Annotated in this window: 25 protein-coding genes and 1 pseudogene; 3 read left to right on the plus strand and 23 right to left on the minus strand. The window is 50.7% G+C overall.

What is annotated here, in order from left to right:
* Positions 1-182: 182 nt before the first annotated feature.
* On the minus strand, positions 183-689 hold the full coding sequence (locus ACSR9A_RS20335; RefSeq protein ID WP_473759209.1) for a hypothetical protein: 507 nt from the start codon (positions 687-689) through the stop codon (positions 183-185).
* A 196-nt stretch (positions 690-885) separates the two neighbouring features.
* Positions 886-1,479 (minus strand): YdeI/OmpD-associated family protein, encoded by a 594-nt coding sequence (locus ACSR9A_RS20340; protein WP_473759211.1) that lies wholly within the window; start codon positions 1,477-1,479, stop codon positions 886-888.
* Between the two features lie 136 nt (positions 1,480-1,615).
* On the opposite strand from ACSR9A_RS20340, the gene ACSR9A_RS20345 reads away from it, so the two are divergent.
* Positions 1,616-2,263: a metal-dependent hydrolase gene (locus tag ACSR9A_RS20345; RefSeq protein ID WP_056037893.1), complete on the plus strand. Its 648-nt coding sequence runs from the start codon at positions 1,616-1,618 to the stop codon at positions 2,261-2,263.
* Between the two features lie 71 nt (positions 2,264-2,334).
* Entirely contained in the window at positions 2,335-2,874 is a 540-nt protein-coding gene (locus ACSR9A_RS20350) for a GNAT family N-acetyltransferase (RefSeq protein ID WP_473759213.1), read from the plus strand.
* A gap of 144 nt (positions 2,875-3,018) precedes the next feature.
* On the opposite strand, the gene ACSR9A_RS20355 is transcribed toward ACSR9A_RS20350, so the two are convergent.
* From ACSR9A_RS20355 to ACSR9A_RS20450, 20 genes and pseudogenes are all read right to left on the minus strand, one after another.
* Positions 3,019-3,561 carry a histidine phosphatase family protein gene (locus ACSR9A_RS20355; protein ID WP_473759215.1) on the minus strand — a complete coding sequence of 181 codons (543 nt, stop codon included), beginning with the start codon at positions 3,559-3,561 and terminating at the stop codon, positions 3,019-3,021.
* A 29-nt stretch (positions 3,562-3,590) separates the two neighbouring features.
* Complete coding sequence (locus ACSR9A_RS20360) at positions 3,591-4,361, minus strand: metallophosphoesterase (RefSeq protein ID WP_473759217.1); 771 nt, start codon at positions 4,359-4,361, stop codon at positions 3,591-3,593.
* 251 nt (positions 4,362-4,612) lie between these two features.
* On the minus strand, positions 4,613-5,035 hold the full coding sequence (locus ACSR9A_RS20365; protein ID WP_473759219.1) for a VOC family protein: 423 nt from the start codon (positions 5,033-5,035) through the stop codon (positions 4,613-4,615).
* Positions 5,036-5,121: 86 nt separating this feature from the next.
* Positions 5,122-7,371 (minus strand): annotated as a pseudogene (locus ACSR9A_RS20370) (heavy metal translocating P-type ATPase); the annotation flags it as partial.
* A 125-nt stretch (positions 7,372-7,496) separates the two neighbouring features.
* Positions 7,497-7,997, minus strand: coding sequence for a GNAT family N-acetyltransferase (locus tag ACSR9A_RS20375; protein WP_473760180.1), 501 nt, complete (start codon positions 7,995-7,997; stop codon positions 7,497-7,499).
* A 41-nt stretch (positions 7,998-8,038) separates the two neighbouring features.
* A complete protein-coding gene (locus ACSR9A_RS20380; protein WP_046233172.1) occupies positions 8,039-8,404 on the minus strand; it encodes an ArsR/SmtB family transcription factor in 366 nt (121 codons plus the stop codon).
* Between the two features lie 257 nt (positions 8,405-8,661).
* Positions 8,662-9,336, minus strand: a complete 675-nt coding sequence (locus ACSR9A_RS20385) for a ThuA domain-containing protein (RefSeq protein ID WP_473759220.1) — start codon at positions 9,334-9,336, stop codon at positions 8,662-8,664.
* Positions 9,337-9,375: 39 nt separating this feature from the next.
* Entirely contained in the window at positions 9,376-10,428 is a 1,053-nt protein-coding gene (add, locus tag ACSR9A_RS20390; protein ID WP_473759221.1) for an adenosine deaminase, read from the minus strand.
* A 193-nt stretch (positions 10,429-10,621) separates the two neighbouring features.
* The gene (locus ACSR9A_RS20395; RefSeq protein WP_473759222.1) at positions 10,622-11,860 is read right to left on the minus strand and encodes a pyridoxal-phosphate-dependent aminotransferase family protein; all 1,239 of its coding nucleotides are present in this window, start codon (positions 11,858-11,860) and stop codon (positions 10,622-10,624) included.
* 2 nt (positions 11,861-11,862) lie between these two features.
* Positions 11,863-13,113, minus strand: a complete 1,251-nt coding sequence (allC, locus tag ACSR9A_RS20400) for an allantoate deiminase (protein ID WP_473759223.1) — start codon at positions 13,111-13,113, stop codon at positions 11,863-11,865.
* Position 13,114: 1 nt separating this feature from the next.
* Positions 13,115-14,530: an allantoinase gene (locus ACSR9A_RS20405; RefSeq protein ID WP_473759224.1), complete on the minus strand. Its 1,416-nt coding sequence runs from the start codon at positions 14,528-14,530 to the stop codon at positions 13,115-13,117.
* Between the two features lie 101 nt (positions 14,531-14,631).
* Positions 14,632-15,003 carry a hydroxyisourate hydrolase gene (gene uraH / locus ACSR9A_RS20410; protein WP_473759225.1) on the minus strand — a complete coding sequence of 124 codons (372 nt, stop codon included), beginning with the start codon at positions 15,001-15,003 and terminating at the stop codon, positions 14,632-14,634.
* A complete protein-coding gene (gene pucL / locus ACSR9A_RS20415; RefSeq protein WP_473759226.1) occupies positions 15,000-15,968 on the minus strand; it encodes a factor-independent urate hydroxylase in 969 nt (322 codons plus the stop codon). Before pucL ends, uraH begins: the two co-directional genes overlap by 4 nt.
* Before the next feature lie 51 nt (positions 15,969-16,019).
* A complete protein-coding gene (uraD, locus tag ACSR9A_RS20420) occupies positions 16,020-16,514 on the minus strand; it encodes a 2-oxo-4-hydroxy-4-carboxy-5-ureidoimidazoline decarboxylase (protein WP_473759227.1) in 495 nt (164 codons plus the stop codon).
* Complete coding sequence (locus ACSR9A_RS20425) at positions 16,511-17,029, minus strand: (2Fe-2S)-binding protein (protein ID WP_473759228.1); 519 nt, start codon at positions 17,027-17,029, stop codon at positions 16,511-16,513. The genes uraD and ACSR9A_RS20425 overlap by 4 nt, the downstream gene beginning before the upstream one ends.
* Complete coding sequence (pucD, locus tag ACSR9A_RS20430) at positions 17,026-19,314, minus strand: xanthine dehydrogenase subunit D (protein ID WP_473759229.1); 2,289 nt, start codon at positions 19,312-19,314, stop codon at positions 17,026-17,028. Before pucD ends, ACSR9A_RS20425 begins: the two co-directional genes overlap by 4 nt.
* Positions 19,315-19,356: 42 nt before the next feature.
* The gene (locus ACSR9A_RS20435; RefSeq protein WP_473759230.1) at positions 19,357-20,277 is read right to left on the minus strand and encodes an FAD binding domain-containing protein; all 921 of its coding nucleotides are present in this window, start codon (positions 20,275-20,277) and stop codon (positions 19,357-19,359) included.
* Positions 20,264-20,875: a nucleotidyltransferase family protein gene (locus tag ACSR9A_RS20440; RefSeq protein ID WP_473759231.1), complete on the minus strand. Its 612-nt coding sequence runs from the start codon at positions 20,873-20,875 to the stop codon at positions 20,264-20,266. The genes ACSR9A_RS20435 and ACSR9A_RS20440 overlap by 14 nt, the downstream gene beginning before the upstream one ends.
* A complete protein-coding gene (locus ACSR9A_RS20445; protein WP_473760183.1) occupies positions 20,796-21,905 on the minus strand; it encodes an XdhC family protein in 1,110 nt (369 codons plus the stop codon). Before ACSR9A_RS20445 ends, ACSR9A_RS20440 begins: the two co-directional genes overlap by 80 nt.
* 74 nt (positions 21,906-21,979) lie before the next feature.
* Positions 21,980-23,305: a 5'-deoxyadenosine deaminase gene (locus ACSR9A_RS20450; protein WP_473759232.1), complete on the minus strand. Its 1,326-nt coding sequence runs from the start codon at positions 23,303-23,305 to the stop codon at positions 21,980-21,982.
* Between the two features lie 406 nt (positions 23,306-23,711).
* Here ACSR9A_RS20450 and ACSR9A_RS20455 point away from each other — a divergent pair, with 406 nt between their 5' ends.
* Positions 23,712-24,773 carry an NAD(P)/FAD-dependent oxidoreductase gene (locus tag ACSR9A_RS20455; RefSeq protein ID WP_473760185.1) on the plus strand — a complete coding sequence of 354 codons (1,062 nt, stop codon included), beginning with the start codon at positions 23,712-23,714 and terminating at the stop codon, positions 24,771-24,773.
* Between the two features lie 149 nt (positions 24,774-24,922).
* Here the strand turns inward: ACSR9A_RS20455 and ACSR9A_RS20460 are convergent, their stop codons facing one another.
* Positions 24,923-26,896 (minus strand): copper amine oxidase N-terminal domain-containing protein, encoded by a 1,974-nt coding sequence (locus ACSR9A_RS20460; RefSeq protein WP_473759233.1) that lies wholly within the window; start codon positions 26,894-26,896, stop codon positions 24,923-24,925.
* Positions 26,897-26,970 lie beyond the last annotated feature (74 nt).

Here is a 26,970-nt window from a genome sequence, read left to right on the forward strand (position 1 = left end):
ACTATCAGGAATGATACCATGGCCTTCATTCCTGTGTCAATCGATTGTCATCAACTTTTTTTAATGCAAAATAAAAAGCTGCTATGCATAATCGCATAACAGCTTCGCTTGCAGCTATTCATCAAGTCCAGAGTTAGGGTTATGTGTTCCTTGGCTCGAATGCCCCGGATTCACACTCTGGCTTACGGGATATATTGCTGAACAATTTTCACAATTTCCCCGTCTTTAATCGTAACGTGATAAGGGAAATTTTTCAGATGAAATGGATCATCGGAATTCATAATCGAGACGAATTTGTCAACGGTGATCGGCTCATTCCATTGAATATCTGCTTCTGCAGCGTTGCCCGTACGATTGTAAATTTGCATGAATACTTCAGCATCTGCTGCAATCGGCAGGTCATGAAGCTGAGGATCGTCATTGACAATGTAGTAGCCATCTGGTGCATCCGTCATTTCAGCATCTTGTTCATGCTGGCGGAACTGAACGTTCGCCGCCTCACCTTCGTACCACTGAATTTCATCATATGTAACGACGAAGGCGTTATTTTGTTTCATTATATGATCCATGTAGACGGTCGTTTGATTAATCGGGCTGCTGGATGCATTACCTTTGCCATTATCTACGGCTAAACCTAGTGTTAATAAACAAGCGATGGCGAGTGCTGCGCTGAGAATTGCTTTTTTCATTTTGTACCGCTCCCTTACTCGTTTCTATGCTAATAACTATACAACGCAGATACGGCGAAAAGTGTTGCAAAAAAGAAACAAAAAAAATTTTCTTTAAATATAAGCATTTATAAGTTTCCCTCGTATAACCGGCTTATATTTCAACGCGAAACGGTAGCTTTGCCGCCAGAGGACGGCTTTCGGCCGTTTACGCTTGTCACTTTTTGACGATTGGCGTAAATTGCTGTAGGTTTCGTCCGCTGGCGGAGTCTTCAATCAAGGTGCGAAGCCGCTTGCTGCGCGTCTCCTCCTTCTTGGCGCTGATCACCCACCACAGGGCCGTTTTCTGATATGTTGCACGCTGCTCCTGAAAATAGCTCCATGCCGCTGCCTGCTTCCTGAAAGCCGCTTCCTCCTCTGGCGCCAGTACAATATGCTCCGGCTTCTGCTCATAAGCATACACGGAAGATTTCGCTTCCTTGCGCCGTTCATAAGCAGCAAGCCCTGCTGGCTGCATTAGTCCGCTTTCACTTAGCTCCGTAACACGCTGTATATTAACAGAGCTCCAGATACTTCCTTTTTTCCGCGGCGTAAAGCGTATTTTGTAATTCTCTTCATCTATGCTTTTGCGAATGCCGTCAATCCAGCCAAAGCATAGCGCTTCATCTACTGACTCGGGCCAGCTAATGGATGGCTTCCCGCTGCCTTTTTTACGAAAACCGACCCAAAGCATCGCCTCCTGCTCATGATTATGCTCCAGCCAGCTGCGCCATTCGTCAGGCGTTTCAAAAAACATAATCGTTTCTTCCATTCTTATACCTCCCCACTTGTAATATACGAAAGAAATGATGCGCACTCTTGTTCCCTTCGGCTGTTTCTAGTATAATAACATAGCGAACATACGTTTGAATACACAGCTGGATAATAGCCAGGCATTAGGAGGAACAATGAAAGGCACGACACATCTTACGATTGGCATGGCTATTGGAGCCGGTGCGGCAGCTTATTATTCCTTCACTCCTGCGAATGCGGCTGCTTATGTAGCCGTTGCCGCGATCTCCGCCTTAAGCGCGGATCTGGATGGCCCCAGTATTTTGAGCAGCAAGCTCGGCAAAGTGTCCAAGCTCATTCATGATTTGCTCATTTGGGGCGGCGTTATTATGATTGCGATTGTCAGCTACTTGTATGTGGTCAATCATACCGTTGGCTGGAAGCTGCTTGTTGCTTCCGTTGGCGTCGTGCTGCTTGGACTCGTTGCGAAACGCGGCGTCATCCGCAATGCACTTGTCAGCGCTATCGGTGGAGCCTTTGTGTATGGCGGCTTCTGGTTCGGCATGAACTGGCTTATCGGCCTGGGTGCATTCGTGGCTGTGGCGCCTTGGCTCAAGCATCGCGGCATGACCCATACGGTATGGGCTACCGCGGCATGGGGCGCAATCGCCTGGGGACTGGAGCAGCAGCTTCATCTTGAAGGCATTATGCGAGTGGCCATTATCGGATACTTATCCCATTTATTCGCAGATACGTTGACGCCGAGTGGGGTCAAATGGCTTTATCCGCTATACAAGAAGCCGTTTAAGCTTAGCATTTTTTAAATGCCCGCTTCTATCCCCGTTGGCCGCACCTTCGATTTCAGGTGCGGCTATTTAGAAAGGAGGACCGATAGATGACAATAAAGCAGAGCATTTATTTAAAGCCCCTTGAGCTTGCTGATGCCGAGGCCATGCTTGTGCTTAGATTAAGCAACCAAGCCTTGCTCCAGCCTATAGATCCCGTTCGCCCCGATAACTTCCTGACCTTGGAAGGCCAGCAGGAGCATATTAGTCTTGGCATACAGAAGCAGGCTGAAGCTGCTTCTTTTCCATTCGGCATTATGTTGGGGCAGCAGTTAATTGGCCGAATTGAGTTGTCTAATGTGATACGAGGACCCTTGCAAAATGCCAATGTCGGTTATTTTCTCGATCGAGCTCATCAAGGCAACGGTTATGTATCGGAGGCCGTTCGCTTGGTCACCGCTTATGCTTTCGGGCAGCTCGGTCTGCACCGCTTGCAAGCTGGGGTAATGCCGCGAAACACGCCTTCCATTCGTGTTCTGGAGCGTGCAGGCTTTCGCCAAGAAGGCCTTGCCCTTCGCTATCTAAAAATTAATGGGGTTTGGGAGGATCACCTTCTCTTCGCCTTGACTGCAGAGGAATGTGAGTCCTGAAATAGAGGAGAAACATTCCTCTGCTAAGCGAAACGCATCGTATACTCTGCTTCTTATAGCGAGTGTACGATGCGTTTTTTGCAATAGAAAAAAGCAGCTCGTTTTCCTCATAAGGATAAGCTGCTTACGACATCTTTTATTTTGCTAATCGGCCAACACTGATTTGAACTCATATGTCTTGTAGTCCCCATTAGCTGATGAGTACCTCGTAATATTTCCATCATCCGGTATGCCATTGAAGTAAGCACCAATACAGCCCGTTGTGCAAGCATGTCCGGATATTAAAATATTAACCTCTTTGCCTTCATTCTTCGCCTCAAGCTCACTCATAAAACCAAAAATTCGTTCAGCAAAATGATCGGTTTCTTCTACTCCTTTATAGACGCTTGAATCAGGAGTAAAACCTTTCATTTTCACTTCACTCGCTTTTAATTTATCCGCTTCCCCTAAATCGAAAGCATCGAGCCTAGCATCTATTATGGCAGTTGCGCCGGTTGCTATTTCAGCTGTTTGCACAGCTCTTTCTTGCGGCGAGGAAAATACAAAATTAAAAGTGACGTCCCGCAGTCTCTCTCTTAGCTGCTCCGCTTGTTTTATCCCCTGCACATTTAATGGCAGTCCCGACCTTCCTTGCATTCTTTGTTCCTTGTTATAATCGGTTTGCCCATGTCTAACTACATAAATCATTGGTACGTTCCCCCTTTGCTATAGCCGTTCTACAATTGATGCACCGTTACTTCACTGCGAATAAGGAATCTGGCGTTGGGCTCGGTCTGGCTAATGCCTTTGGAAATATAGAAGGTGCCGTTGCTCCATTTATGCTGGCCTTTATAAAAGCCAGAAGCAGCGAGCTTTCCCTTGTTAATAAACCGGAACAAAAATGGAACATTAAACTGCATGCCATGAAAATGACCCGACATGAGATAATCATAGGAATGCTTAATATGAAGCACCGTATTGGGATCATGTGCGAGCACGATAATGGGCTTTGATTGATCAACGTGGAGAAAAGCTTTTCCCGGCTTGCTTTTTTTGCTGCTCCAATCATCAATTCCAACCAGCTGAAATGCACCTAAATCGATGCTCTCGTTAGTCAGAACGATAACGCCTTCCCGTTCCAGAAGCTTCTTCAGTTCGCGCACTCCGGAAGGCTTTATCCGGTGGTCGTGATTGCCATACACCGCATAAACCGGAATGCCGGCTGCGCAAATCACTTTCACATACTGCCTAACCTTCGGTAAATAGCTCAGCCTCTGGGTAAAGTCTCCGGTGAGAAATATGTATGCCGGCTGCTCCCTTTCAATCAGCTTCTGGATTCGCCTTGGGCTGATACGAATATTTTCAACATGCAGATCGCTAATTTGCAGCACCTTGAGCCCTAACCCCGCCGGATAGTGGTAACGCTCCACCTTAAACCACTGCGTCGGCAATATGAAAAACAAATAAAATAGCAGCGCAAGCGCCGCAACTACCATAACAACGACCATGCAAGCCCTCCTTACTACTAAAACCGCTAACAAGGTGAAACGGCTGACTCCGTCCTTGGGCGGCGCAGCGCGTTTCAGTCCGAGAAATGTAGAGAAAGGATGGCGACATCATATCCTTTCCTATATTTTAAAAATAGCGGCCCGCCTTCATAATGGGAGGCCATAAGCCGGAACAACCGAAGGCATCGCCTTCGGCTGTTCCAACATTTTTGACACAAGATGATGATTCTTGCTTATAGCCTGCCGATTGCTTACAGCTGATTGTCACCTGTGCTTTGGAAAAATTCAATAATCTCTCCGTTCGGGCCTTTTACGAAGGCGATTTTCACTGGGGTTGGCGGATTGTCGCCAAGCACAGCATCCTTTGTTTCCACCGTTACTACCGCGCCAGCAGCTACTGCTGACTGAACGGCAAGCTCTATATTTTCGGAGCGGTAAGCTAAATGGAAATAGGAGCCTTCGTCCGCCACCGGCGCCTTGCCGCCAGCGAATACTTCAAGGTAGTTGCCATCGCCGCTATCGAGCATAATAACGCGGCCATCCCCTTCACCCCAGCTATGTCTTGGCGTAAAGCCGAGTCCTTCTGTATAAAACTTTACGGTTGCTTCAAAGTCAAATGCGCGCAGCGCGATGTGATGAAGGCCGCCGCCGCCAATTTTTGCATTTTTATTCATTGGATGCTGTCCTCTCCCAGAAACGAAATGAATTACCCTTTTAGAATACCCGATTCATAGGTGGACGGGCAACCCTGCCATTAGCATTACGCTTTGATTTTCATCCGCTGCAAGCGCAGGGCATTGAGTACAACCGATACGGAGCTCAGCGCCATCGCCGCCCCTGCCAGCCAAGGAGCGAGCAGGCCCGCTGCCGCTATAGGAATACCGATGACATTGTAGGCCAGCGCCCAGAACAGGTTTTGTTTAATGTTGCTCATCGTCTTTTTACTCATCGTTATGGCGTCGACAATGCTGTTTAAATCGCCGCGCATAAGCGTAACATCTGCCGTCTCCATCGCGACATCCGTTCCTGTACCCATCGCCATGCCAATGTCCGCTGCTGCCAATGCCGGTGCATCATTAATGCCGTCCCCGACCATCGCTACCTTCATGCCGGCCGCCTGAAGCTTTTTGACCTCATCCGCTTTGCCTTCCGGCAGCACGCCTGCGATGACATGCTCAATCCCCGCTTCACTTGCAATAGCCGCTGCAGTCCGCGGATTATCTCCTGTAATCATCATGACCTGAATGCCGAGATGCTTGAGACGGTCAATCGCTTCCTTGGATGAAGGTTTAATCGTATCCGCAACCGCAATCATGCCGGTATATTGACCATCAACAGCCGTCAGCATAACTGTTTTTCCGGCTTCCTCCAGCTCGGCCATTGACGCTTCACCGTTGTGTGCAACAGCGTAACGCTCCATTAAAGCACGTGTTCCGACAACTACATCGCGGCCCGCCACAGTTGCCCGAATGCCAAAGCCCGGAATTGCTGTAAATTCAGCAGCTTCGGGAAGAGCAATGTTCCGCGCTTCAATTGCAGCTACAATAGCTTCTGCGAGCGGATGCTCCGAGCTTTTCTCGGCTCCGCCAACGAGGGCAAGCAGTTCCTGCTCCGGCATATCACCTTGGACGATAACATCGGTCAGTGAAGGTTTGCCTTCCGTCACCGTACCTGTTTTATCAAGCAGTACCGCTGTAATATGATGCGTTGATTCTAGATGCTCACCGCCCTTGAACAAGACGCCTACTTCTGCTGCCCGGCCAGATCCAGCCATTATAGAAGTTGGAGTAGCAAGTCCGAGCGCGCAAGGACATGCTATAACGAGCACCGCGATGGCTTTCTCCAGCGCTTCGGCGAATAAACCGGGCTCGATCCATAAAAACCACAAGGCGAAAGTAACAACGGCGATACCGACAACGATCGGAACGAAGATGCCGGAAATACGGTCAGCTATTCGCTGAATCGGTGCTTTCGAGCCCTGTGCCTGCTCGACAATATGAATAATTTGCGCCAGCGTCGTATTTTTGCCAACCTTCGTAGCCTGAATACGCAAGACGCCATTTTTATTAATAGTCGCCCCAAATACCTGATCACCTGACTGCTTGTCAACAGGGAGACTTTCTCCAGTCAGCATCGATTCGTCTATCGCCGAGCTACCGTCCAGCACTACGCCATCGACCGGAATTTTGCCACCCGGCTTCACAATAAGCTGATCGCCAATGATTACCTGCTCGACCGGGATGCTCATTTCGGAGCCGTCGCGCACAACGAGTGCAGTTTTCGCCTGCAGACCCATGAGCGAGCGAATCGCTTCCGATGAGCGGCCTTTAGCGAGCGCTTCGAACCATTTTCCAAGTAAAATCAACGTAATGAGCAAGGCGCTTGTCTCATAATACAGCTCCTGCATAACGGGCATATTAGCCATTCCAACATGCTCTTCAGGCTTCAACGTCAAATACAAGCTGTAAAAATAGGCTGCCGAAGTTCCAAGCGCTACCAAGACATCCATATTCGCGCCCCCACTGCGCAGCGCATTAAATGCCCCCTTATAGAAGGGCCAGCCGATTATAAATTGTACAGGGGTCGCCAGCGCCAGTTGAAACCACGGATTAAGCAATAAATCTGGCACCCATATAAACGACGTAAATGAAAAATGTGCGGCCATCGCCCACAAAAGCGGCAGAGACAATATCGCCGATAGGATGAACTTCAGCTGCTGCTTGCGGATCTCGTCACGCCGGCGATCCGTTCCTTGCTTCTGCTCTACCTTCTCCTCAGCTGTAAATCCAAGCTGCTCGATCCGCTTAATGACCGCAGCCAAATCAATCGTATCTGCACGATATTCGACATGGCTCGTCTCCATTGTAAAGTTGACTGTCGCTTGCGATACGCCCTCCAGCTTATTTAATCCTTTCTCTATGCGATTCGCGCATGCCGCACATGTCATACCCGAAATTTCCAGCGTTGTTTGCCTGTTTTCCATCCTGATTGCCACCTTTTTATACCCTATGGGGGTATCTGTTGTTGCGTTTATCATATAATACCCCATGGGGGTATGTCAAGGGTTGACCCAATCTATGTCAAAAAAAACGACCCAAGCGCTACGCGCCTGAATCGATCTGGTTATAAGTACGTTTATGTAACGCTCGCATCCATATGTACCGTCTGCCATTCATCCTGATCTTCAGCCGTTATGGCAAAGCCCTGACGCTGCCAAAAATCGACTGCACCCTTTAGAAAACGATGTGTATGCAAATACGCTACGCTATAGCCCTGCTGTGCGATAAAACGTTTGGCCTCTGCTGTAAGCAGCGAGCCTAGGCCGCTTCTGCGGCTGCTTGCCGCTACGTAGCATTTTACAATTTCGGCGGCTGGGCGGTCCGCTTCATACATAGCCGTTTCAATTCGGTTATCATAGGGCTGCACACCGATGCACCCCTGTATTTCCCCTTGCTCTGAAAGGGCCAGAAAAAAACCAGCTCCCGCTTGATGCAAATAATGCTCCGAGAAATTCACGAGATCAGGCGACAAACCATTTGACGAAAACATTGGCATGACTTCTTTACGTACTAGCGCTGCAAAAGCGACAGCGTCCGCAATATGTTCCTCGCTAGCCTGTATAATAATTGGCGGCATTTCTGTCACGTCTAGATCCTCTCCTTATCTGGACGCAGCACTTAGCTGTGATGCAAATGCTGCAGTGTCTGGATGAAAATTTCCTTTACATGATCATCGTCAAGCGAATAATAGACGGTTTTCCCGACTTTGCGGCGCTTTACGATGCGCACATTGCGCAAATAGCGCAATTGATGTGAAATTGCCGACTGTGCCATATCCAGCACGACGCATAAATCATGCACGCACAGCTCTTGCGAAAGCAGCGCATAAATCATTTTAACCCGCGTCGGGTCGCCTAGCGCTTTGAACATTTCAGCCAAATCAATGGCCGTCTGCTCCTCAACCTTTGCGGTAAGCAGATCTGCGCCCTCCTGCTTCGTCCCTATACATGTGTCGTCACATTGCTCATCTATCACTTTATCCATTCGAACCCACCACCCTCTAATCGTAATGCTTATGATCTTATTATAGCAGACAAAAGCGCAGTTCCTCTATCATTTGCAGGAACCGCGCTTTTCAAGCATATATATAGCCAAAATGATCTTGCAAGGTGAAACGGCTGTCGCTGTCCTTTGGCGGCGCAGCGCGTTTCAGTCCGAGAAATATAGAGAAAGGATGGAAACATCATGTCCTTTCCTATATTTCAAGGTGAAACGGCTTTCGCCGTCCTTTGGCGGCAAAGCTACGCCATCCGCGCGCACCACTGCACACAGGAATTCACCAGCTCGCCCAGCACCGGATGCAGCAGGCTTTCGCGATTATGCGCGGGCGTCAAGCAACATACGCGGCCTTCTCCGTAGGCATGGGACCAGCCGCCAATCGACTGCCCATCCTCGGAATACGTACGCATAAATACCGTTGTTGCTGCTTCATCACAATGGACAAAATAATGCTCATCGACCGTTTCAAACGCCAGATCTGCCGCTATATTCACATGCTCCTCGCCTGGACGCCAAGCAGGCTCAACCGTTAAAGAATGCACAAGCTTCTGCTCGGGATGATGCTGAAAATAACCCCGCGTCATCTGCACGTAGCCACCATCTGCCGGATACGATGCAAGCCCGGAATGCCAAGCGAACCAGCCTCCACCAGCCCTGACATACCGCAATATCGCCTGCTCTGTCTCCTCGCCGAGCCATTGCTGTACCTGTTCATCAGCGGGATTCATATTATTATCCTTGTACAATATGACCGCATCTGGCTTTGCTGCCAGCTCCTCCGCCAAATATTTGACCGTTGTATAGCTGAGCTCGATGTCCCCCGACGCCATTAATGGCGCTAAGCTTTGCTGCAAGCCTTCGGCAATGGCCTCCGCTGGATGATAATAATCCCCAATTACGGCTAAAATGGTTCGCATACGTCATTTCCTCCATTGTTTCCGAATCAGGGACTCTCCTTATACGGCAGGCTTCACTCCCGCAGCTGCAAGCCCCTGTTCTATGTCGGCAATTAGCTGCCGTTTTTCATCCTGCTCCAAAAAGGCCGCATGGGCGCTGTTCAAAATCAGCCTGCCGATTTCCTCCAGCGTCACGCCGCATTTTTGCATCAACAGCTCATATTCCAAACCAATCGTCGTACCCGAAACCGTCAGATTATCCGTATTAATGGTCGCCCGAATGCCTGCTGCTAGAAAGGCTTTAATCGGATAAGCGTCCCAGCCGCTAACCGCCTTTGTCTGTATGTTACTTAGCGGGCATAGCTCCAGCGGCGTGCCTGTACGGCGTACCATTTCCATAATAGCAGGATTTTCCGTAATGCGCACGCCATGGCCGATACGGGTGGCTCCAAGGCTCTCAATCGCTTCCTGCACATTTTGCGCGCCGCCCGCTTCCCCGGCGTGAATTGTAATCGGCAGCCCCTTGCTCGCTGCGAGATTAAATAAGGAACGATGCAGCTCTGGCGGGAAGGATGCTTCATCACCAGCCAAATCTACCGCTGCGATTCCATCGCCATGCAGCTTAGCGGCGGCCAGTATGACCTGTTCATTGCGCTCATAAGCGTCATGGCGCAGGCAGATGGCGATACCCCGCGCTTTTACGCCGAAATCCCGTTCTCCACGCCGCAAGCCATGAATGGTGTGGCGCATCGCCTCCTCCAGAGACAAACCTCCTTTAATATGCAGCAGCGGTGCAAATCGCACCTCGATATAACGGCAGCCTTGTTTCGCCGATTGCTCAACCACTTCGTAAGCTACGCGCTCCAGCGCCTCTGGCGTTTGCAAATAGGGCTCGACAAAAGCAAATTTGCTCAAATATTCTTTTAAGCTATTGCAGCTCTCATCTGCAAGCATCCATGGAGTAAGATCGCTGCCTGCTTCAACGGGCAGCTCCTTACCTTGCTCCTTTGCCAGCTCGCGCAGCGTATTGGGCAAAACGCTGCCATCCAAATGCAAGTGCAAATCGATTTTGGGCAGTTTTTTCAATTGCTCCCGTACCACTACATCTTTCATCGTAAGCACTCCTTTAAATTTAAAATGCTAGTCAAAGCTATAGCAAACCGCCGAACCAGGTTAAACGGCCGAAAGCCGTCTTCTAGCGGCTTGGCGCGTTTCAGTCCGAGAAATAGAGAGAAAGTATGGCGAATTCGTATACTTTCTTATATTTCCAGGAAAAACCCGGGCGGCGGTATAAAATAGCATAAGTTTAACGATCGTACGAATCATACACAGCTAGTGCCGCCTGCAAGCCCTCTCCAGCTGGCACAACTGCGCCATGCCGAATGAGCACCGCTTCAAGTGCACCAAGCACATGCAGCACATTTTTCTGGCTGCAGCTGTAGCCCATCGTGCCAATGCGCCAGATTTTCCCTTTTAACACTCCGAACGAGCTGGCGATTTCGATGCCAAAGCTGCTTAGCAGCATGCTGCGAACCGCTTCTCCGTCAATGCCCTCTGGAATCATCACGCAAGTAACAACCGGAAGCTTGCAGGCTGGATTTCCATACAAGGTTAATCCCATTGCTGCAAGCCCTGACATTAGTGCAGCTTCATGCCTGCGATGTCTAGCGAATCGCTCCTCAAGCCCTTCAGCGAGCAAAATTCGCAGCCCTTCGCGCAAGCCATACAGCATCGAGGTCATCTCCGTATGATGATTGAGTCTTGCTGGCCCCCAATAATCCTGAAGCTGGCTCAAATCCAGATAGTTGCTCTGAATAGCCGGACGGCGATTGCCGCTGACAGCATCACCAGGGGCGAGCAGGCCTCGCTCGACCTTTTTGCGGGCAGCAATTTTCCGCTCCGCCCTGTCGTTATAAGTGATCGGGGCCATGCCCGATGGTACGGACAAGCATTTTTGCGTGCCGCCAATGACTGCATCTATACACCAGGCGTCCGTCTCAACGGGAACGCCGCCGATGGTCGCAACGGCATCAACGACAAACAGAATGTCTTGCTCCCTGCATGCTTTGCCAATCGCCTCCAAAGGCTGCATCCGGCCTGTGGACGTTTCCCCGTGAACCATGAGCACAAGCGCCGGACGTTCATGCTTCATTGCGGCGATGACTTCATCCGGCTCAAAAACTTCGCCCCATTCCTTATCCAGCGCCACAACCTCTGCGCCGCAGCGCTCGGCAATTTCATAAAGCAGATTGCCGAAACGGCCATAAATCGGAACCAGCACTTTGTCTCCCGGCTCAATCAAGCTGTTAAGTACCGCTTCAATGCCTGAACGCGACGTTCCATCTATAGGATAAGCCCAGCGATTGTCCGTTTGGAACAAGCTGCGCAGCATTTCCATCGTATCATTCATAAGCGCCGTAAACTCGGGGTCAAATTGACCCAGTATAGGATAAGATAACGCACGAAGCACACGCGGGTCAACCTCAACAGGGCCGGGCGTCATAATCGTGCGGGGGGAAGGCGACAGCTCTCGGTAGCTCTTCATCATCATTTCTCCTCGTAAGCAAGCTCATACAACAATGCTGACAGTATCGCCGTCCCATCTACCAGTTGCTCCGGCGATGTATATTCATCTGGCGAATGGCTGATGCCGCCGCGGCTGGGAACGAATAACATCGCTGTAGGACACACGCCTGACAGCAGCTGGGCGTCATGCCCCGCTCCGCTCGGCATAACCGTATAAGGCAGAGACATTTGCTCAGCAATTCGTGACAGCAGCTCACGCAATTGCCGATCCATTGGAGCAGGTGCTGCCTCCATCCATTGTTCAATCGTCACATAAAGCTCCCGTTCGCCAGCAATTTCTTCAAACTGTTTAAAAACGGTTTGGCAAAATTGTCGAATGGCTGTCTTATCAATATGGCGAACATCGACCGTAAAGCTTACGGAGCCGGGAATGACATTCGGCGTATTTGGCGTTGTCGTCAGCTTCCCAACCGTAGCAACGAGCGGAGATCCGGTTAAAATCGCTTCCGTCTCCAGCTGCACGATCATCGCAGCTGCTCCAGCCAGTGCATCGCGGCGCAGCGGCATTGGCGTCGTCCCGGCATGATTGGCTGTTCCTCCCACCGTTACCGTATAACGATGCTGCCCTACGATGGCCTCAACAATGCCAACACTGAGCTGCCGCTGTTCCAAAACAGGTCCTTGCTCAATATGCAGTTCTACAAACGCTGCAATATCCGATCTGCGGGGGTCACGCTGCTCCGGTTTGCCGAAGCCGCAGGCGAGCATCGCCGCTTGCAGGCTAATTCCCGCAGCATCATAGCGCTCCGCGTCCTGCTCCGTATCATACAGCCCGGTCATATTGCCCGATCCCCAATACGTAAGCGGAAAACGGCTGCCTTCCTCTTCGCAGAGCGAGACTACCTCAAGCGTCTTTACAGGCTGCCCATAAGCTTCCTTCAAATGCGCCAAAGCGGCAATCCCAGCAGCGACACCATAAGCCCCGTCATAGTATCCGCCTGATTGCACCGTATCGATGTGGGAGCCCGTCATAACAACGGGTCCTTCTCCTGAACTGCCTTGCAGCCGGCCAAACAAATTGCCTACCCGGTCAAAATAAACGTCCATGCCCCATTCTCTCATTTGCTGGGCTAAATATTGCTGCGCCTCCAGCCATTCATCCGTATAAAGCAGCCTTGTCACACCACCACGCGGATCAGCGCCGAACTGGGACAATTCCTCCAGCAGCTTAGGGACAAAGGAGGCGAGCTGCAGTTTGCTAGTCATTGTCATCTCAAACGCTCCCCTTCATCATGCCCTTTTCCGACCCGACCTCAATCGGGAGCAGCGATTTACCCGATGCAGTCCTTGCCAAACCGCCGTCGACCGAATAGACAACGGTTCCTCGAACGAGTGTTGCCACGACTCGGCAGGCCATCTCTTTTCCCACATAAGGGCTATGCTTGTGCCGATATAATAAATTTTCCTCCAGCAGCTCATAAGCCGCATTAGGGTCAACAATAGCCAGGTCGGCATCCGAGCCGACTGCAATAGCTCCCTTTCGCGGATAAAGCCCGAAGCGCTGAGCAGGTCCTCCCGACAGCAGCGAGGCTAGCAATGGCAGCGGCAGCCCACGCTTGATCCACCCTTCACCAAGCACCAGCTCCATGCTGCTTTGTGCGCCGGATATGCCTCCCCATGCCTCGAAAAACGTTTTAGCAGCATCCACCTTCATCGAAGTCGGACATGGCGAATGGTCTGAAGCGATAACATCCAGCTTGCCTTCGCCAATCATTCGCCACAATCCCTCGCGCTGCTCCTCGCCGCGCAATGGAGGCGCGCATTTGGCAACCGCTCCAAGCGCCGTCATGTCCTTCTGCGTCAGCAGTAAATAATGCGGGCAGGTTTCCACCGTTACCGGCAAGCCGCGCTGCTTCGCGCGATCAATCAGCTCCACCGCGTCATAGCTGCTTATATGAACAAAATGCACTTGGCAGCCCGTCTGCTCCGCGAACAGCAGCGCCTTATTTACCGCCTCCAGCTCGGCAATAATCGGCCGAGAGGCTGCGAATGCCTCAGCATCAAAGCGCCCGGCTGCAAGGGCGGCATCAGCGAGCTGGGACGTCATGGCGTCACTCTCGGCATGCAGGGCGACAAAGCCGCCAAGCTCGGCGATTTTTTTCATCCCCTCATAGAGGGTCCAGTCATCCACCTCGCGAAAACGTCCTTCTCCTTCGCCGCCAGGATTGGACATAAACGCTTTAAAGCCGACGATGCCCGCTTCGAACATAGGAGCAAGCTCCTCCAGCTTTCCTGGGACGAGTCCGCCCCAGAACGTATAATCAACAGCCGAGCTGCCTTCTGCCTGGTCTGCTTTCAGCGCAAGCGCCTCTGTCGTTACAGTCGGAGGATTGCCATTGAGCGGCATATCTACGTAACAGGTCGCTCCTCCGGCAGCTAGTGCGGCTGACCCGCTCGCAAAGCCTTCCCAATGCCCCAAATTCGGTTCATTGAAATGCACGTGAATATCGACCATGCCGGGCAGCACATACTGTCCCTCCGCATCGATTCGGGAGCCGGCCTCGGCACCTGCGAGTGACTGCTCCAAGGCAGCAATGCGGCCATCGCGAATGCCTATATCCAGCTTTTTCACTTCACCAGTCAAAACAACAAAACCATTCATAACGATGCAATCATAGTAGGAAGCCATGCCTATCCACCCCTTTTCCCCCATAAGCCAAGCCTATCTGTCTACCAAACTATTCTAAGAGACTACGACGAAATAAAGTGACGCTAATTTCCTCGCAGCTCCTAAGTACCGCGATAAGTGCTGTAGCCGCCCGGCGCAACAAGCAGCGGAATATGATAATGCGCCTGCGCATCGTTAACGCGAAAACGAATCGGTATTTGCTGAAAAATAAATTCAATCGACGATGCCTGCACCGTGCCACTATCGCGTGACAAAAAGCTTCCAGCCTCAAACACAAGCTCATAGACACCCGGCTTCATATCCTCGCCAGCAAGCAGCGGAGCCTCCAGCCGTCCATCCCCGTTGGTCACAGCCGATTGAAGCAGCAGCCGTTCCCCCGTTTCCTCACTCAACTGCCACAGCTCCAGCTCCATCCCTGCCGCAGCCTTTCCCGTGGAAATGTCAAGCACATGCGTCGTTATTTTGCCGCTCATGAGGAAGCTTCCTCATGAGCCAAATCCTCGCGGGTAAGCGTAAAGCCTTGGAAGCCGAATGGCGGGCGCGGTTCGGTATAGACAGCGGCTGCATCCTCCTCGGTATGGTCAACCACCGTTTCCCATGTCCGGTTGTTCGATTCAAACCGCACCTCCGCCAATTGCGGGAAACGGGTCAAAATACGCAAGCCGACTTGATAAATTAAATATTGAATCGATGGCGTTTTATATTCGTGAAACACATTATGGGTAATATCCCGGATATGCTCGGCTGCTACGTATTGCCTTGAGCCCGCTTCTACGGCATGTTCAACATCTCCATAGGTCCAATATATATTTAGAAAGATAAATAATGGCCGATCGAAGCTTTCCGGAAGTGTCGTATATTCGTCGCGGACAAATCCAAAGAAAGAGCTGCCGCTAACTTTAATAAGCTGCAAATCAGTAATGGCGCACTCATGCTCCACTATAACGGCCGCTCCCTCTTCGCCGTCACGGACGAGCTTCATCGAAGCGCTCGCATGATCATTATGGGAACGGCGGTATACAAGCGAGCTATCCACCAGTCCGTCACTGCCATCTGCCACTTCAAGCGTATGGAATGGAATGCGGTCTGCACTCAGCTCAATGGCGTCAATATGCGGATAGCGGCTAAGAAATTGCTTGCTGATAAACGCAAGCAGCCCTTCTGTCGTGCTCCCCTCAAAGTCGGCCGTTTGCCGCAAAATAAAATTTTTCATCGAATCCGTCGCTACGACCTGCGTATTGTCGCCTTTGGAGAAAGAGGTCAGCAGCGTCTCGCCACTTACTGCAAATGTAATATTATGGGCAAAAATCACGTTCGTATCGCCAGTAAAAGCCGATTCTGGAATGGACTTCACCACCAGTGGAGCAGCATAGGTGCGGTAAGTCAGTACATCCCCTTTGCCATAATAAAGTGTACGTCCGCTGTGAAGTTTCAACATGTATACCCTCTCCCTTTGTTCTATATCCATTTTGGTATAAACCTGTACGTTCTACTGCTCTATTAAATCGTTGAGGCGTAAGGATGTGATGCGGGCGATTTGCCATTTCGCCTCCTCTAGTTCCTCCTGAAGGCTGTTGTCGATGCGCGCTGCCATCGCTTCCTGGATGTCTGCTTTGCTTTTGCCACGAACCGCCAAAATAAATGGAAAGCCAAACTTCTCCGTATACTGGCGGTTCATCGCTGCAAACTGCCCATACTCCTCAGGCGTCAACTGGCTAAGTCCCGCCCCTTGCTGCTCTTTTGTGGAATATTCGCCAATGCTGATTCGAGTTGCCAGATCGGGATGCTCGCGAATAAGCACAAGCACCCGCTCCTCTCCCGCCGTATATGCCGCATTTACCATGCTCTCATGCAGCTGTTCAACCGAGCTGAACGGTTTATTCTCCCATGCCAGTTCCGCCACCCAAGGCGAATGTTCAAAAATTGCGCCAAGCGCTTCCGTAAATGCCTCACGGCTCATCGTATTTAACAAGTCCAATTTCATGGCGCTTCCCTCCTCCACTCTATCGCCCGCTGGGCGGCCCGTTTAATGCCTCCGTAGCCGGTGCATCGGCAAATATTGCCTGATAGTGCTTCTTCTACTTCTTCTTCACTTGGGTCAGGGCTTCGATCCAGCAGCGCCTTAACCGAAATAATCATGCCAGGCGTGCAGTAGCCGCATTGAAAGCCTCCCTCTTCGAGAAAAGCGCGCTGTACGGGGTCCATGCCTCCATCAGCCGCACCGATGCCTTCAATTGTCGTAATTTGCTTGCCCGCGCATTGGTAGGCCATCGTTAAGCAAGCATTGATCGGCTTGCCATCTACTAGTACCATACAGGCGCCGCAGCGCCCAATTTCACAGGAACGCTTCGTTCCCGTAAGCGCTAAATCGTCCCGCAGTACGGACAGCAGCCGTCTTGCTCCCGCCACTTCCAGCTTCATTTCCTCGCCATTGATGGTGCAGGACAGCTCCGACTGCTCTGCGCCTCGCGGCGTTCCCAGCATTTCATGCTTGCTCATCGCTTGATCACCGCCTCTTCAGCAAAAGCAAAAGCACAATCATTTTGCAGCAGCTCCGGCTCTATCGGCAGCTTCGTCACGCGAATGCCCACCGCCTGATGAATGGCAGCGGCGATGGCCGGAGCAAGCGTAATCGAGCCTACTTCACCAATGCCGCGCGGACCGTAGCTATCTCCATGCGGCAAATGCTCAATCGGCTCAACACTGACCGTACCGCGATGCTCCACAATCGTTGGAACTAAATACGTATCCAAATTTTTCGTCATATATTGTCCCTGCTGCATAACCGCATCTTCCGTAATCGCAAATCCAAGCGCCATGCTGCTGCCGCCTTCAATCTGCCCAAGAAAGCCTTGCGGGTTCATGACAGGTCCTGCCGCTACCGCATGGTATTGGTCAAGCACCCTCACTCTTCCCGTCAGCTGATTAATCTCGACCTTCACAACAACAGCCGCATACGTATATAAAAAATGGGCTCCTGTTCGTGGGGTATCTGATGTCGGGAACTGAAAGGCGGTCGAGCAGCTTATCCGCTTTCCTTCTGCCTCAGCCAGCTCCTTATATGTCAGCAGCAAGGAATCGCTTGCCGTCTCATAAATGCCTCCTACTCCCATTGCGAGCTTATCAGCTGATTTCCCCAGCAGCTCCGCCGCCCGTTCCAGCATTTGCGAGGTAAACGGCGCCTTCAGATTTTGCAGCGTCTTCCACATCATGCTGGTCGCTCTAGAAGCTGTTGTAGAGCCGCTGTCGGGCACTAGATCGGTATCCCCGATAATCATTCGGATATCGGATTCAGCCAAACCGAATTGCTCGATCAGCATCAGCGCAAGCGTAGCAAGCAAGCCTTGCCCAAATTCCTCGTAGCCGAATATCGCTTCAATACGGCCATCGGCTGCCAACAAGAGCCTGCCGCCTGCCGGATCGGGAATGCCTACACCCAGCCCGCCGCCGTGCATGGTGAAGGCTGAGCCAATACCCACCTTAATCCACGGCTCGCGCTCCTCTTCTCGATTCGGCACCCCTCTTTCCTGCCACAAGCCGCTCGCTTCAGCTGCATTCCACACCTGCATGGCACCTTCGGTTACGACGATTGGCTGGCCGAACGGGCCCGGATCATCCGGCATACGCATATTCATCCGCCGCAGCTCCCAAGGGTCCATGCCAAGCTTCTCTGCAAGCCGGTCAAGCTGCCCTTCCAATGCAAAAATCGCTTGGTTTCCGCCAAAGCCGCGAAACTCGCCGGACATTCCGTTGTTCGTATAGACGGAATAACCGTCTACCTCCACATGCTCGTAGCGGTATGGTCCAAGTACATGCTCAACGGCAAAGTTAAGTACCTCTGCTCCCAGCGTCGCATACGCGCCAGTGTCGGCGATAATCCGCACTTGATGCGCAAGCAGTCGGCCGCTCGCATCTGTACCGGTTTTCATCGAAATTTTCATCGGATGACGTTTGAGTCCCGCTCGAACCGATTCCCATCTGGAATGATGAAGCTTGACGGGGCGATTTGTTTTGAGCGCCAGCAGCGCGCCATAAGGCTGTACATTCAATTCATCCTTGCCGCCGAAGGAGCCCCCAATCGGGCTTGAGACGATGCGGATTCGCTCCTGCTTCATCGCGGTAATTCGCGATAATTGCAGACGATCCATAAACCCATGCTGAGTAGGCGAATATACCGTCAACCGCCCATCCTCCTCCGGCACAAACAAGCCGCCTTCGGTTTCCATATAGGTGTGCATCTGCCTCGGCGTGAAATACGTATCCTCTACAATATGCGTACAGGCGGCGAACCCGCTGCCTAGCTGCCCTCTATTAAACTGGCTGCGGTGAAGAATATTCCCCTGTGGATGAAGCAGCGGCGCATCCTGCAAAAGCGCCAGCTCCGCATCGGCAACGATCGGCAGCAGCTCATAATCGACAGCAATGAGAGTAAGAGCATATTCGGCTAGCTCAGCCGTCTCTGCGGCTACAGCTGCCACTGCATCGCCGACATACCGAACTTTATTTTCACAAAAAACAGGCTGATCTTGATGGGCAATGCCATAGCGGTTCAATCCGGGTACATCGAGATGGGTCAGCACGGCATGAACACCTTCAAGCTGCTGCGCCTTCTCGGTACAAATGCTGAGAATAAGAGCATGAGGATGCGGACTGCGCAGAACCCGGCCATAGAGCATGCCTGCTGCCGACATATCTGTCAAATAAGCAAGGCGGCCTGTTACCTTCCCCAGCCCATCCGGCCTGATTCGCCACCGTTTGCCACTTGATTCACGGTTCAACAGCATCGCTATCACCTCTCCTCTATGAACGCTAAGCTAGCTAGCATATTATGCTTTGGGCTGCATCGCTTTCCACAGCTCCGACACAATTAGATTGGCAGCTGTCTTCTTACGATAGCTTTCCGAAGCGAACACATCGCCTACCGGATGAAAATGCTCCATGACCGACGTATAACAAGAATGGAGCAGCGAACGGTCAAGCTTGCCGTCCTTAAGCAGCAGTTCTGTATGCTCAAGCCGCTTTGGCGCCGTCTGCCCGCCGCCAGCTGCGAGGCGTACATCCACGATATGCTGCTCGGAGCTTACAATGGCGCTTATAGCGACAGTCGCTATCGACGGAGTGAACACTTCGCGGCGGCCAACCTTGTGATAGACGTCCAACCTTCTGTCCCCCTCCTGTTCTGGTAGTTCAACTGGCGGCAATATAATGGCGAGCAGCAGACGATTTTTCCATGCGGCACTTACCTGGGCTTCCAATAACCATTCTGCAAGCGACTGCTGAAATTCTCCTTGCCCATCATGCCAGAGGAGCACCGCCTCATATACAAGCAGCGCTGGAAGTGCGTCGCCCACCTGGGAGAGAACATTGCCCCCTAGCGTAGCCAGGTTCCGTATTGATGGGGCAGCGATATTTTTCATCGCGGTTGTGAGCAGCGAATAATGAGTCCTTATATATGAAGCATTTCTGACCTCTGACAGCAGCGCTGCCGCTCCGATCTGACAAATTTGCCGATCATGGCTGCTTGAAACAAGCACAATCGGCTTCTGCATGTTGGCCATTCCGCTTATATCGATTAAATGGCCAGGCATACGGGCAGTTCCCGCTTCCCACCACGTACGAAGCAGCGTCCCTCCTGCAACAAAAACGCCATCCTCGCCAAGCTGCTGCTTGAGCGTGCAAGCTTCCGCAGCATCACTTGCCTGCCATACGATGGGAGACTCCGGCTTCGTTTGTTTATTTATGGCCATCGCTCTCCCTCCTGTTCCAAAAATCAATAGCAGCCAGCAGACTCTCCTCGTCGTCAATATCATGAAGCGCAAAGTCAGGCTCACCGTTTAAATCCAGTATTTTCCCTTTATACTTGCCTGTAGCAAAGAGCCGTCTTGCTCCTTGATCACCCTCCAGCTCCTCCAAAGCGGAAAACATCGTTGTTCGCAGCAGCGCCGGAGGCATCGTCGCCGCTCCGTAGCTGAAGGCCGCGTAATCAAGCGCAGAATCCTGCTCCAGCGCCTCAATCAAACGCTCTGCCATCCTTGCCGTCACAAAAGGCTGGTCAGCTAACGCAATAAGAACGGCATCCGTATGTGGATGTAGAGCAAGCAGCGCCTCAAACCCGCTGTGCAGCGAGTAGGACATTCCACGCGCCGCCAAAGGGCTTTCTCGCTTGTGCAGTTGTGCTGCGGTGCAAGCCCGCTCCAGTTCAGGAGTGTCCAGCCACTCCAGTTCATCGTTGGTGCGATGAACGACAATCCAGCTTTTGATGACACTATTTAATAGAGCATGAAGCGCCTGACTGCCAAGCATAGCTCCCGGCGATAAAGGAAGCCGCAGCTTCGGCTGCTTCATCCTGCTGCTGAGGCCCGCCGCCAAGTAAATGCCTGACACCTGCATCGCCAGTCGCCTCCTTATCTTTCGCACGATTCGCAGCCCTTACTTGCACTAGCTCGGAAGCGATGCTTAACGCAATTTCGTATGGTCCCTCTGCATCTATCGAAAGTCCAATCGGAGCATAAACATTTTCAGGAAGCTTTCCTTCACCAAATAATTGCTGCATTCGTTTACGAGAGCCCATGACGCCGATATAAATAGATTGTGCTGCCAGTGCCAGCTGAATCAGTTGATGATCATAGTGGAGCTGATGGCTGCATACGACGAAATAATCCGTTCTATTAAATTGCAGCTTCGAGGCAAGCTCATCAGGCTTACCAGTAACCCTCACCACGCTACCACAGGGGTTAACCTGATTTTCAGAGCTAATCTGTGTATGCCAACCCGCCACAACAACATCAAATCCGCAGCCCGGAAGCATCGTGCAAAGCGCCTCTGCATCTGGTCCAGCGCCAAATACAATCGCTCGTGAACGCGGCTCCAGCTTCACCGAAAATGTCCCAGCCTCTCCGTGCTCATCAGGACCAGCTTTCCATCTATTTCGAGAAAGGCTGACCACTGCTGCTGGCTCCAATTTATAGCAGATGCTATCCCCTACGCTCGACCAGCTTCGATTCAAAAAAATCGTCGCTCCCGCCCGCAGCCTATTTTTTGCCGTCAGCAGCTGCTCCCTGAGTACCGTCGTTACAGGCTCCAGCAGCACATGGATAATGCCGCCACAGCCGATGGTATCGCCCCACATTATGTCCTCTTCCGGCTGCATATTATAGATAATAATTTCAAAAGCTTCGGCAGAGCACACGCGGCTAACCCGCTCCTGCAAATCGGCCTCCAGACAGCCGGGACTAATACTTCCCGTCCTCGTTCCATCCAGTCTTAGCAGCATCGCTGCCCCTTCCTTACGGTAAGCATGGCCCTCTACCCGTATAATCGTTGCTAGCGCGGCCGGCTGTTCAAGTGTCGCAATTGAATCCAGCACTTCGTGCATATCCACAAGCAGCCACCGCCTTTTATATATATGAGGTTATTAATGAAATGAATTTCTGGCCTGCAGCCTATATGCTACAGTCTTGCCAGCAGTCCGCGAAGGGAACGATCAGCCTCCCGCAGCACAAGCGGCTTGTCAATCGTCTTCATAATGCGTTTCTCCATGACGATTTGTCCGTCAATAATTACGGTATCCACGTCGCCACGAGTTGCCGCATAGACCACCCGCGAGAACCAATCTGCATCATAGGACGGATACACATGAAAATCCTCCAAATCAAGCATTTGCAAATCCGCTAGCTTGCCTTCCTCTAAGCTGCCAATGTCGTCTTCCATGCCGAGCACCTTCGCGCCGCCCATCGTCGCCATCCGCAGCACGGTGCGCGCATCCATGACCGTGGGGCCATGCTTCACCTTCTGGATAAAGGCGGTCAGCCGCATTTCCTGATACATATCCAAATTGTTGTTGCATGCCGCGCCATCCGCTCCAATACCAATATCGATGCCTTCGCGCAGCAGCTCGGGAATTTCCGCAATGCCGGATGCCAGCTTCATATTAGAGCCGGGGCAATGGGTGACCTTCACGCCTCTTTCCTTAATAATCCGCTTCTCTTCCTCATCGAGCCAAATGCTGTGGGCCAAAATCAAATTCGGCTTTGCCAGCCCGATATGATCCAAATAAACGACGTTGCGCTTGCCGCGTTCCGCTTCCACAATTGCGATTTCTCCGGTATTTTCGGAAGCATGGGTATGCACCTTAACCTTATATTGCTCGGATAAATCGCGTACTCCAATGAGCAATTCCTCTGTACAAGACACAACGAACCTTGGACAAAAAGCATATTGGATCCGGCCTTCGCCAGCGCCATTCCATTTTTCGAGCAAATCCACGCTTTGCTGCAACGATTGCTGCGTATTTTCCTGAAGCGCCAGCGGCACTTCCGTGCCATGGTCCATCATCACCTTGCCGGAAATGGCGCGAATGCCGCTCTCTAATATCGCCTGGAATGCCGACTCGGTATGATGCACCGTCTCCATATCCAAAATCGTTGTTGTCCCGCTGCGGATCAGCTCGCCGATGCCCAGCATAGCGGAATAATAAACCGAATCTGGGCTGTGAGCCGCCTCTAGCGGCCAAATCCGCTCGCGCAGCCATTCGATTAAAGCCAGATCATCTGCCCGACCGCGAAATAACGTCTGGCATAGATGTATATGTGTCTGTACGAAGCCGGGAAGTATAACTTTGCCATCAGCCTCAATGATTCGATCCACCCCATCAGCCGATATCTCACCGCCAATTTGAGCAATACGCTTGCCGCGAATGAGCAAATCTCCCGTTAAAATATCGCCACGTTCATTCATCGTCATTATCGTTGCGTTGCGAATAAGTATAGTCGTCATAGAATTGCCCTCTTTCAAGTTTGCGTTATGTTTTATAACATAATAAAGCAATGAACCCGATTTATCAATAGTATATGTAATTAAACTTAACATGTTGTCGTGGGTAAATGCCTAAAACACAATAAATATACCGCTTTCAAAGAAAAAGGTGACATGAACTGGACTCGCTCGTTTGATTTTCTCCTTACAATCTATCGAAAAACACTCACTATCGTTCGCCTTTTCAAGTATAATCCGTTCCCACCCTGAATCCTTAAACTACGGTATGAACTTTGAAAGCCGATGATAAAGATGAGTACGAACATACGTACTTTTTCGCCTCATTATTCTCTCGATTCTTTATGTCTACTCTATTAACTGAAATACAATGCATATGTTAAAATAGGATGAAAAAGGGGCGTCACTGCTGGAAAAACAAAAAGTAGTCATTATAGGAGCAGGAATTGTCGGAGCCTGTATGGCCTATCATCTAGCAAAACGAAATCAGGATGTAACCATTATTGAACGACACCCTACCGCAGCCCGTGAAGTTACAGAAAAATCATTTGCCTGGATACATACAACACATAGGGTGGCTCCCCAGTACAGACATTTGTATGACAGTGCTTCAGAAGAATACCTTGCACTGCAGCAAGAGCTACCCGAATTACAAATTCAATGGCACGGAGCATTAACGTGGGGCGATTCGAACCTAAATGAACAAATCTACCTACAAAATTTAAACCGAGAGCAGATTGAGGCATTGGAACCGAATCTGAAGGAGTATCCGAACGATGCGATGTTTGCCAATGAAGAAGGAGCAGTAGATCCGATCGAATTAACGGAACTATTGTTAAGAAAAGCACAGGAATACGGAGCAAAGGTACAGTTTGATACCAACGTTACACAACTGCAGCAAGAAAATTCACGCTTAATAGGCGTACATACCTCAAACGGATTTATGGAGTCGGATGTTGTGGTATTAGCCGCGGGTACAGGCGTATCCGAACTTTGCAATTCATTAGGCTGCCCTGTACCAGTAACGCCGTCACCTTCCATTCTGATTCGAATGAAGACCTCGAGTAGACTAATACATACATTAATCTCGAATGCGCAGTATGAAGCGCGTCAGCTAACCGATCATTCATTGCTAGCTGCGGAAGATTATATCGATGATTCGGAGGAAAATGGACCAGAGGCCGTGGGCAAACGTGCCTTTGAGACGCTGCGTCGCAGCCTGAAGGGTGGGGAGCAATTGGAGCTGGAAAGCATCAAAGTTGGGTTGAGACCAATGCCAGAGGACGGCTATCCAATTGTAGGCTTTCATAATCAGATGAAGGGACTTTATGTGACGGTGATGCATTCTGCCATTACTCTGGCTCCGCTAATTGCGCGTCTAGCTGCAACTGAAATAATCAATCGAGAATCAAGATGCGAACTAGAGCCTTGTCGTTTCTCCCGATTTAAGCAGTATGACGAGCTATCATAAATAATTCACATTCCATAACAAAAACTTTTTATCCTCTGATGGCTCACTGCCTAATGTTCGGAAATTCCCTATCGCAATAAAAAAAGCATCATTGTGTTCACATTTGTGAACACAATGATGCTTTTGCTTGAATTTGCTTGCTGTATTCGCTAGCTTTTCTTCTCTGGCATTGGCATAAACAGCAAATTGATTGGCAAGTTGCTGCCGGATGCCGGCGAGAATACAATCGTTACCGCTTCTGATGAGCTTCCCGTCCGGTACAGAACACCCGCTTCACCATTGTTCGCTAGGAAGGAGTTATTTGTCGTCAGAACCACATTGTTGTTGACGAGGAAGGCACCGCCATAATGTCCGCCACGCGGGTTCAAGGCAATAAGCGTATTAGGCTGAACATTGAACAGCTTCACGACGTAGACAACGCCATAGTTTCCTTCATTATAAATCGTCGCACCAGTAAGCTTGTCGATCGTTGTAAGGCGTGTATCGACTACTTTATCGCCAAATATCATACGGCCTGGCTCTGAGCCTACTGGCTGGGTCAGGTTGATCGTACGATCTGCCTTCTCGAAGGTACCGCGAATGTGAATGCCATCCGGCTCCAGATACGGCAGCAGCGGCAATTCGGATAGAACATCCTTGCCGTCATCAATAATGACGTAGCTGAATTTAATTGGACCGGAAGTCGAAACATCCGCCATCATTGTCAATACGCGGTCCGGCGAAATTTTCAAATCGCTGAGCTGCTTCAAAATAAGACGGCTCTCGCCCGCTGGAATCGTTGTAATATCATTCATGACCGGATTCATGCGCGAGGTCAAATATTTGCTAATAGAAGATTTCCCCGTTGCCGAAACGTACAGCGCAGGACCGCCAATACCGACGCGCTGTGTCTGAACCGTCGCTTCCTGATTAGTCTCGTTCGTAGCGACGATGTACATCCGCACATTGTTCAGGCGGTTGTTTACGTTATGCGACATCAAGCGAACGTTGCCCGATGCCGAGTCTGTATAATACACGCCTTCATTTACAATTCGCTCTGGACTGTTGCTGCGAAGCAGCGTCTGCTGTCCATACTCTGTCAATGAATAAGGAATCACATCATAATTCAGAACCGAAGCTCCATTAATCGAGAAGCGCTCACCCGGAGGCGTGAACAACATGCCAAAGTCCTGCTTGGAGTAAAGCTCTTGATCTTCAATCATAATCGAAAGCGAATATTCATTGCTTGCTCCATGCTTGTCCGTTACCTTCAAGGAAATCGTCTGTGGACCTGGCTCGAAAAAGCCTAGCTGTTTATTCGTCCAGCTCGTGCTCGTAATCGCGTTTTCTTCATCGCTGCTAAGGTCAGTATATTCAATCGGCTCGCCCATCATGTAGCTCGTTTTGTTGGTAACAAACTTCGCTACTGGCGGTAAATTCGGTTGAAGCACTTCAAGCGTCACCGTATAGGGTTCGCTCCAGACGCCATCCGAATCCTGAACCCAATGGTTTACCGTATACGTGCCTGGCTGGTCAAACATTGGCAAATTGCCTTCCCAGCGCTCGTCCACAATAGGGGTGCTGCTGGTCGTCTGGTTCGTATAAGTCACCTGCGTTTCATTCGCATAAATGACTTTAGGGCTTACTGTAAAAGTTGCGACCGGCGCGATCTTTACTGTCCACGTCAGCGTAATTTTTTTCTCCGCCTTGTTCACTTTCATCGTGATGCCCTGCGGCTGCAGCAGCGTACGAAGCGGAATCATCAGCGTACCCTTCAAGTTGTAAGGTGCTCCAGTAAACTTCTGTACCGTTCCGTTCACATTGTAGGTGGAGCTGCCAATGGCATAACGAAGTACGTTTTTTTCCGTCGTCAGCACATACTCCTTAGCTACCTTGTCAAATACGACTTTGCCGCCGAGCCGCTCTGCGATTGAGCGCGCCGAAACGTAGGTCGTGCCTTTCAGTTCAGTTACAGGCTGTGTAGCTGTATACAGCGTGCCATTATGATACATTTTATTCGACTTTTGAAGCAGAACGAGCTGCTCTTGACCTAGGACATTTTGTGCTGCTTCCGCCTGAATCGGCACAGCCAAAGTAAAGACAAAAAGGAATACGAGTGCAAATAAGCTGACTTTTTTAAGCATGTGAATCTCCTTTTCCAAAATAAAATTGCGATTTCTCTACATATCCGCCAAAAGTTTGGACGCAATATAATCTG

The organism is Paenibacillus sp. R-74696, from assembly GCF_055814915.1.